Origin of the sequence: Streptomyces fructofermentans (assembly GCF_014651055.1) — a bacterium.
Taxonomy (GTDB): Bacteria; Actinomycetota; Actinomycetes; order Streptomycetales; family Streptomycetaceae; genus Streptomyces; species Streptomyces fructofermentans.
The window spans coordinates 1-1,341 of record NZ_BMWD01000073.1 but is presented as its reverse complement, the minus strand read 5'-3'; the positions used below and the strand labels follow the sequence as shown (position 1 = coordinate 1,341).

1 protein-coding gene is annotated in these 1,341 nt (G+C 69.9%); it reads left to right on the top strand.

Features of this window, described 5'->3' with window-relative positions; all coding sequences use genetic code 11:
- Nucleotides 1–166: 166 nt before the first annotated feature.
- Nucleotides 167–1,341: IS110 family RNA-guided transposase (locus IE265_RS38015; protein ID WP_190040369.1), on the top strand; the 1,175-nt coding region annotated here is incomplete at its 3' end.

The following is a 1,341-nucleotide window of genomic DNA, read 5'->3' as shown; positions in this document are numbered from 1 at the left end:
GCCCTGCTGGGTTGTCTTCCCGCTGTTCTGTCCGGCCGCCGGGACCTGTTCTCATGGCTCCGGCCGGGCGGAACATGACCTGATAGGAGCTTGGTCAGAAGCCCCCTCAATGTCCTGTCTGCGCCACCCGGCCGGCGCCTACCTTCGGCTGGAAGGCATCATCAGCATGACATCAGAGGTCGCAGGGCAAACCGTGGGCCAGGGCGTGTTCGGCGGGGTCGACTCCCACGCCGACACCATCCACGTCGCGGTCATCGGCGACAACGGCGGCCACCTCTCGGACGCCGAGTTCGCCACCTCCGCCGCCGGATACGCCGCGGCCCTGGCGTTCCTGGACGCCCACGGTCAGGTGATCGCAATCGGCGTGGAGGGCACCGCCTCCTACGGCGCCGGATTCACCCGTGCTGCCCGCTCGCACGGACACCGCGTCGTCGAGGTGAACCGGCCCGACCGGGCCGAACGCCGCCGCATCGGCAAGTCGGACCCCATCGACGCCTACGCCGCCGCCCGCGCGGCCTTCTCCGGACGGGCCTCCAGCACACCCAAGGACGACACCGTCGCCGGCATACGCGCCCTGCACAACGCCGCCCGCTCCGCGGTCAAGGCCCGCACCGCCGCCCTGAACCAGATCACCCACATCCTCTTCGCCGCACCCGAGAGCATCCGCGCCAAGTACGGACAGCTCACCGGAACAAACCGCACCGACGCTCTGGCCCGGCTGCGGCCGGCCGGGGACGCCGTGCACGTCGCGGTCCTCACCGCCCTCAAAAACCTCGCCCGACGCGTCAAGGAGCTGACCGCCGAGCACACGGCCCTGACCAAAACCCTGGACGGCGAGGCCACCGCCCACAACCCCGGCCTGCGTGCCGCCCACGGAGTCGGCCCCGACACCGCAGCCCAACTGCTGATCACCGCCGGAGGCAACCCCGAGCGCATGCGGACCGAGGCATCCTTCGCAGCTCTCTGCGGAGCCGCACCCGTCCCCGCCTCCAGCGGCAGAACCAACCGCCACCGTCTCTCACGAGGCGGGGACCGGGCAGCCAACGCCGCCCTCTACCGCATCGCCCTGGTCCGCATGTCAAGCGACCCCCGCACCCGCGAATACGTCGCCAGGCAGACCGCCGCCGGCCGCACGAAGAAGGAGATCATCCGGTTGCTGAAACGGGCCATCGCCCGGGAGATCTTCCGCTGTCTGACCACCACAGTCACCGTCCCCGGCATCGCCGATCTGCGACCCCTGCGACGTGTCAAGAACATCACTCTCACGGCCGTCGCCCAGCACTTCGGAGTCTGGCCCACCACCATCTCCAGGCTCGAAAGAGGACTCAGCAGGGACGACGA